General features: G+C 58.5%; 7 protein-coding genes. 5 read left to right on the top strand and 2 right to left on the bottom strand.

The features are described from left to right. Positions 1-100 precede the first annotated feature (100 nt). Together DRF71_RS29415 and DRF71_RS27385 are read right to left on the bottom strand one after the other, a co-directional pair. Positions 101-388, bottom strand: a complete 288-nt coding sequence (locus tag DRF71_RS29415) for an IS66 family transposase (RefSeq protein WP_157971029.1) — start codon at positions 386-388, stop codon at positions 101-103. A gap of 201 nt (positions 389-589) precedes the next feature. Beyond that, entirely contained in the window at positions 590-1,276 is a 687-nt protein-coding gene (locus DRF71_RS27385; protein ID WP_157971028.1) for a hypothetical protein, read from the bottom strand. Between the two features lie 484 nt (positions 1,277-1,760). Here DRF71_RS27385 and DRF71_RS10200 point away from each other — a divergent pair, with 484 nt between their 5' ends. From DRF71_RS10200 to DRF71_RS10180, 5 genes are all read left to right on the top strand, one after another. Beyond that, entirely contained in the window at positions 1,761-4,031 is a 2,271-nt protein-coding gene (locus DRF71_RS10200) for a heavy metal translocating P-type ATPase (protein WP_112310455.1), read from the top strand. A gap of 5 nt (positions 4,032-4,036) precedes the next feature. Continuing rightward, on the top strand, positions 4,037-4,663 hold the full coding sequence (locus DRF71_RS10195; RefSeq protein WP_112311249.1) for a methyltransferase family protein: 627 nt from the start codon (positions 4,037-4,039) through the stop codon (positions 4,661-4,663). Then, positions 4,663-5,139: a signal peptidase II gene (gene lspA, locus DRF71_RS10190; protein ID WP_112310454.1), complete on the top strand. Its 477-nt coding sequence runs from the start codon at positions 4,663-4,665 to the stop codon at positions 5,137-5,139. The genes DRF71_RS10195 and lspA overlap by 1 nt, the downstream gene beginning before the upstream one ends. Further along, on the top strand, positions 5,132-5,545 hold the full coding sequence (locus tag DRF71_RS10185; RefSeq protein ID WP_112310453.1) for a disulfide bond formation protein B: 414 nt from the start codon (positions 5,132-5,134) through the stop codon (positions 5,543-5,545). The genes lspA and DRF71_RS10185 overlap by 8 nt, the downstream gene beginning before the upstream one ends. Positions 5,546-5,921: 376 nt before the next feature. Beyond that, entirely contained in the window at positions 5,922-6,581 is a 660-nt protein-coding gene (locus DRF71_RS10180; RefSeq protein WP_112310452.1) for a DsbA family protein, read from the top strand. Positions 6,582-6,607: the final 26 nt, after the last annotated feature.

Below are 6,607 nucleotides of genomic sequence, written 5' to 3'. Positions count from 1 at the left end.
AGGCTGAAACGACCCCGGAACTTGCCGCCCTGATTGATCGTCTGCACTCGGGTAGCTGAATGGCGTTGCAACAAGGCTCTGTTGCGTCGCTTTGACAACGTTACAGGCCTCGGCGGCATGCACAAGAATCTGGTCGAGAAGGGCCGCAGTCTTTCTTAGACTTCATGATGTCGGCAAAATACCTACGGGCATGGATATTGCATCTTTGTATAATTCGCGGCTCATCCATGATAATTTGAGGCTGGATGATATTATAACCAGAATACCCATCATAAGTCAGAACCTTGCAAGCTGATCCAGTTAAAAACTCTTTCGGGGCGCCGCCTGCGGGTTTCCTCGAACCGGAAAGACGCGCATGGATGCGCCCTCGGATTACACCTGCGTTCATCTGACAGTGCGCCCCAATCATAACGCCGCTTTTTCATCGCGATCGTGAGAATTTGGGGTTCATCCATCTGTATGCAATAGGATGACTTAATTCGATCTTTGATCGCAAATACCAAAAGCCTGACATATGACTAAAGTCTTGATGTAAGGCCGCGAAGGGTTCTTTCGTAAACTGAATATCCCGACATGGACCATGTACACGCTACCCCGTGCAATGGTAAGCTATATGCGTATTTGAGAGTGGCGGTCTCGACGGCGTAATCCAGAGAATGGTTGGATCTTCCCATAATAACATGAGTGACTTTTCCCATTTTTGGTGCCCGCAACCGTTACATCGCATATGGTGGTAATTTGGCTTCTGTATTGCAAGTTGAGTTGGAACTACTGTTGGAATGGTTTTCGTCCGGGTTTCCTTCGCAGTCATCTTTCTGCCGCAGTCACAGCGCTCGGGTGCCCTGACAGGAGAATCTGCTTCAACAACCGGAAAATCTGTCGGTAACCATCTAGTCGCCTTTCCAGAAGGTTTCTTCTCTTTTGATGGCCTGGCCAGCTGCTGCACAGCGAGCGCCCGCCTATTGGCTTCTTCCCTGTCGATAGCTTGCGCGATCTTCTCCGCATCATCCATAGACAAAAGGTCGGGCAGCTCATCAAGCGAGGTATCTTCAGCGAAAATATATCCGATGGGAAATGCGCTTTGCCCCAAACAATGTGATCTCTCAGAGCTCTTTTGTAATCTTGTGTCGTTGATCCGGAGTATGCTGTCCTTTACCAGTCCGGGATTGGCATTCTTTTTCAGCGCAATGGATACCCTGGTTCCATTAATTAGCATCTGTTCATAAATGTTAAATACCTTGGTGCGCGGGGTTGATTTTGTGTGCAGTTGCGCCATTTATATTTATTCCAAAGCTAAAAATTGAAGTGATAAACTTCAAGACTTTGCAGGCACAACTCTTGGAGACGACGCCCGGAAGCTTGGTGGCAACGGCTGTTCGGTTGGTGTTTAACTTTTTCGACGACTTTCCGGGGCTGGGGCGCTGATAAGGACCCCATATATTGATCTCGCATCGCGAATGAATGGTGAGAAGTGCCAGACCCACTGCGATGTTTCGGAACAAGCAGGCTTGCGCCTGACCGTGTGACCACATCGGCGGTAGTTGCGGCCCTCGGTACCTGACGCTGTATGAAGATGCAGAGAGAGGAGTGGAACGCGACATACCACTGGTTGGGATGAAGCCAGGCCATGCCACGCGCACGGAGAGGTGATTGGCATCTGTTCTGCGTGCGAAAACCTCTTGATCCTATAGCTGCTACAGGCTGTAAGGGTCCGAATCATATACATGATTACCCGGGCGTTGCCTGGCTCGGAGACAGTGATGAGCGAAGCGAGACGGCAGGAGTGGACTGTCAGCGGTATGGATTGCGCCTCATGCACAGTGAAGGTGACCAAGGCTGTTGAGAACCTGCCTGGTGTCAGCGATGTGAAGGTCGCTTTGATGGCCGAAAAGCTGACGCTCAGCCTGGTGCCCGGCACGACCAAAACCTCCGAGATCGAAAGCATCGTGAAACGGCTTGGCTTCGGCATTGCGGCGCGGGGCGCAAAGGCAGAGGGCAAGAAAGCCTTTGTAATGCCTGGTGAACCACCTGCCGCAAAGTCGGACACTGGCGCCCATGAAGGGTCTGATCGTGCCGGCGCAACACCGTCGCATTCTGCCGCAGATATCGGTCACGGCAGCCCCGGCCATGTGCATGGCACTCCGGCCGCTCGGGGCAAGGCGTGGTATCAGACCAGGAAGGGGCAGTTGGTGATCTTTACCGGCCTGCTTCTTGGTCTGGCCTGGATTTTCGAGCTGCTGACATCGACCGAATGGGGCTATTGGGCCTTCGCCGTTGCCTGTGTCATCGGGGTCGCCCCGGTGGCAAAGCGCGCTTTCGAAGCCTTACGGCTTGGCCAGCCCTTTACCATCGAAAGCCTTATGACCATCGCGGCCATTGGTGCCCTGTTCATCGGCGCGGCCGAAGAGGCGGCACTTGTCGTCTTCCTCTTTGCGGTGGGCGAGGTTCTGGAGGGCGTGGCCGCCGGCAAGGCACGCGACAGCATCCGGGCGCTGGCCAATCTGGTGCCGAAAACAGCCCTGCTGGAGGAGGGGGGCAAAACCCGCGAAGTGCCGGCTGCGAGCCTGGAGATCGGGCAGCGCGTCTTTGTACGCCCCGGTGATCGCATCCCCGCCGATGGTGAAATCTTCGAGGGCACCAGTGGCATCGATGAAAGCCCGGTCACCGGCGAAAGCATTCCGGTGACGCGGGGGCCGGGCGAAAATGTCTTTGCCGGCTCGATCAACACCGAAGCGGTCTTGCGTATCAACGTGACCAGGACCGCCGCTGACAATACGATCAGCCGCATCATCCAGCTGGTCGAAGAGGCCGAGGAGGCGCGCGCACCGACAGAACGCTTCATCGACCGTTTCTCGCGCTGGTATATGCCCGCGATTGTTATTGTGGCGCTTCTGGTGATCTTTGTTCCGACGCTGGCCTTTGGTGGGGACTGGGACACCTGGATCTATCGCGGTCTTGCACTTTTGCTGATCGGTTGCCCCTGCGCGCTGGTCATCTCGGTTCCGGCCTCAATTGCCTCGGCATTGTCCTCCGGTGCCCGGAAAGGGTTGTTGATGAAAGGAGGCGCGGTGATCGAGGCTGCCGCCCATGTCAGCCGGATTGCCTTTGACAAAACCGGCACCCTTACGCATGGCAAGCCCAAAGTCACCGACATTGTCACGGCTCCGCATGTGACCGAAAATGATCTTCTGGCCATTGCCGCCGGGGTGGAAACCGGTTCGTCGCACCCGCTTGCTTTGGCGATCCTGCGGCGCGCCGAAGAAGCCGGAGTGGAAGCGCTGCCAGCATCTGAGGCCCGCGCCATCGTCGGGAAAGGGGTCGAGGCGCTTGTCGGTGGTGACAGGGCGTGGGTCTCGTCACCGCGCCATGCCTCCGAGCTGCGCGGCATTGCCGGGGGTCATATCCACCGTGCAACCCAGCTGGAATCCGAAGGGAAAACCGTGGTTGCTGTCTTCCGCCGGGCGCAGCCCCTGGGGTTGATCGCCCTGCGCGACGAGCCGCGCGCGGATGCGGTCGATGCGATGCGCCAGCTCAAGGCTATGGGAATCGCGCCTGTCATCCTCACCGGTGACAATCCCCGCACCGCCGAGGCCATCGCAGAGCAGCTGGGGATGGACTACCGGGCCGAAATGATGCCCGAGGCCAAGCTATTGGTGATCCGCGACATGAGCGGCGGTGGCGGCGTGATGATGATAGGGGACGGCATCAATGATGCGCCTGCACTGAAACAGGCCAGTGTGGGGGTCGCCATGGGTTCCGGCACGGATGTGGCGCTTGAAACCGCTGATGCCGCCATCTTGCGCGACCGCGTGGTCGACGTGCCCGCACTGATCCGGCTTGCCCGTGGGACAATGGGCAATATCCGGCAGAATGTCATACTGGCTCTGGGGTTGAAGGCAGTGTTTCTTGTGACCTCGGTTCTGGGACTGACCGGGCTCTGGGTTGCAATTCTGGCAGACACCGGGGCCACCGTGTTTGTGACGCTGAACGCGCTGCGGCTTTTGCGCTTTGATCCCTCAAGAGAGGCTTGATCGCGATGCCAACATTCTTCGGCTGGGCCGCAATCGCAGCTCTTTGTTTCTATCTTCTGGCCTTCGCGGTCGGGTCATGGCGGCTTATGACAATGGGTCAGCAGGTGTGGCTGTTCAGGCGCGCGCGCGGCTGGGATCGCGTGGCAGCCATGGCGTTCCGGCTTGGCTTTGCTCTCGCGCTGCTGGGGCCGCTCCTGTGGCTGGCCGTTCCTGGTCTGCACAAGGCTGATCCTCTCTGGCGCGAAACCGTCTATCCGGACCTTGATATTCCGGGCTTTGCACTGGCGGCGCTTGGCACCGCACTGGCGCTGATCGCGCAATCGCGGATGGGCGCATCCTGGCGTGTGGGGGTTCCCCAGGCCGGAGACAATTCGGCAACGGGGGATCTGGTGACGACCGGGCTTTTCCGCCTGTCGCGCAACCCGACCTTTCTTGGGCAGAGCCTGCTGCTTCTGGGCGTGGCGCTGGCTATCCCTTCCCTGCCCGGATGGTTTGGATTTTTCCTGTTTCTCATCGCGGCCAATCTGCAAATCCGCAGTGAAGAGCGTGCCCTGATGCGCCGCCATGGACCACACTATGCCGCTTACCTGCAATCCGTACCGCGGTGGATTGGGCTTCGGAGGCCAGATTGATGACTCGAATCACACTTTTCCTTTTGCTTGCCCTCGTCGCGTTTGCCCTTGATCAGGCGACGAAGGCAGCGGCGCTTTACGCGCTGGATCTTCACCAGCCGGTTCCGATCTTTCCCGGCTTCAACCTGACACTGGGGTTCAACACCGGTGCGAGTTTTGGCATGCTGTCGGATCTGATGGCCGATACGCCTCTGATCATGGCGGCTCTGACCGGGCTCATCACACTTGGCCTGGCCTGGCTGGGCCTGCGCGCCGGTCGGGCCTGGGAGACCGCAGGCTTTGCGCTGATCGTCGGCGGCTCAAGCGGCAATATCTTCGACCGGTTGCGTCAGGGGGCCGTGACCGACTTTCTTGACTTCTACTGGCGCGACTGGCACTGGCCAACGTTCAACGGCGCCGATATTGCAATTTTCCTGGGCGTTGCAGCGATTTTGCTCGCAGGCCTTTCCCACAAAAAGGAGACCGGGCATGCCTGAAATTGCCACACGCCAGATGATGGCCTTTCTGATCGCCCTTACCGCAACGCTCTCCGCCCTGTTCATCGGAGAGATTCTGGGCCAGATGCCCTGCACACTTTGCTGGTATCAGCGCATTGCGATGTTCCCGCTTGTCGTGGTTTTGGGGGTGGCGCTTTGGTCAAACGACCCGCGCGGTCGGCTATACGCCTTGCCCCTGGCACTTGTCGGGTTTGGCATCGCCGTGTGGCACAGTGGTCTCTATACCGGCCTGATCCCCGAACCACTGGCGCCCTGTACCGCGAACGGCCCGTCCTGCACAGACCGCGCTGCACAGAGCATTCTGGGCCTGCCAATTCCGTTCCTTTCGCTCGCAGCCTTTGCCGCCATTTCACTGCTGCTGCTCCCGAAGGCACGTTCTGTATGAGCCTTGGAAAGCGGGCAACTGCCATCACAGCCGGCATCGTGCCTGCACGCCTTCGGGGGCCCCGCCCCCGATGAATGCCCAACGCCTGCATCTGGATTGTGATATTCTTCGTTTTGCTCGCTCTGGTGATAAGCAAACTTAACGAGACGCCGGAAGGTCCGATCGGGCAAGGCGCTGCCCAGACCGGGGGGTCTTATGCAGGGGACCTTTCGGTCACATCCATGGTCTGAGGCCAATCCCGCCGCAGATCGCTGCCGCCGCCCCAGGTCACAGTTCCGTGTGTCGAAAACTCATTTCTTGACTCTGAAGCGGCTACAGGGGTTACGCGAGCCAAAACCACTAGAACTGCGTCTTCGCACTTGTCACAGGAAACAACATGAACCGTCGCGGCTTTGTCATTGGTGCCATCACCCTGGGTGCGGCTGTATTTGCCGGTGGAACATGGTATAATAAAAAACGTCAGGCAGATGAGGCTGAAGCCCGCCTTGCAGCCGTCCCCGATCTGAACGAGATCCTGCTGCGCCCCGGTGCCCCCTTCCTTGGACCGAAAGATGCAGCTGTAACTCTGGTTGAGTTCTTTGACCCGTCCTGTGAGGCCTGCCGGGCCTTCCACCCGGTGCTTGAAGCGCTGCGCAAGGAATTCCCGACCGAGCTGCGCATCGTCTTGCGCTATACGCCGTTCCATCAGGGCTCTGCCGAGGCTGTGGCCATCCTTGAATCCGCCCGGCGCCAGGGCAAGTTCGAGCAGGTCCTGAACGCCCTGTTCGAGCGCCAGCCCGAATGGGGCAGCGACAGTGCGCCGAACATTGATTTCGCCTGGCAGATCGCTGGTTCCGTTGGGATGGATATTTCAACCCGCGCGTCTGAGCCGCAAAACCCGGGCACCGTCGCCATTTTGCGCCAGGATCTTGAGGATATCGAAGCCCTGGGAGTGCGCGCGACCCCAACCTTCTTCTTCGAAGGCAAGCAACTGCAACAAGTCAGTTTCGAGAGCCTCCAGGCAACTGTCCGCGACGCGGTTGCGCGCAGCAAGTAACATATCACGCGCCACTACGCCCGAGA

It is taken from the genome of Pseudogemmobacter bohemicus (genome assembly GCF_003290025.1).
In the GTDB taxonomy this organism is placed as follows: Bacteria; Pseudomonadota; Alphaproteobacteria; order Rhodobacterales; family Rhodobacteraceae; genus Pseudogemmobacter; species Pseudogemmobacter bohemicus.
Note: the sequence above shows the minus strand (reverse complement) of the source record. Positions and strands in the feature narration are given on the sequence as shown.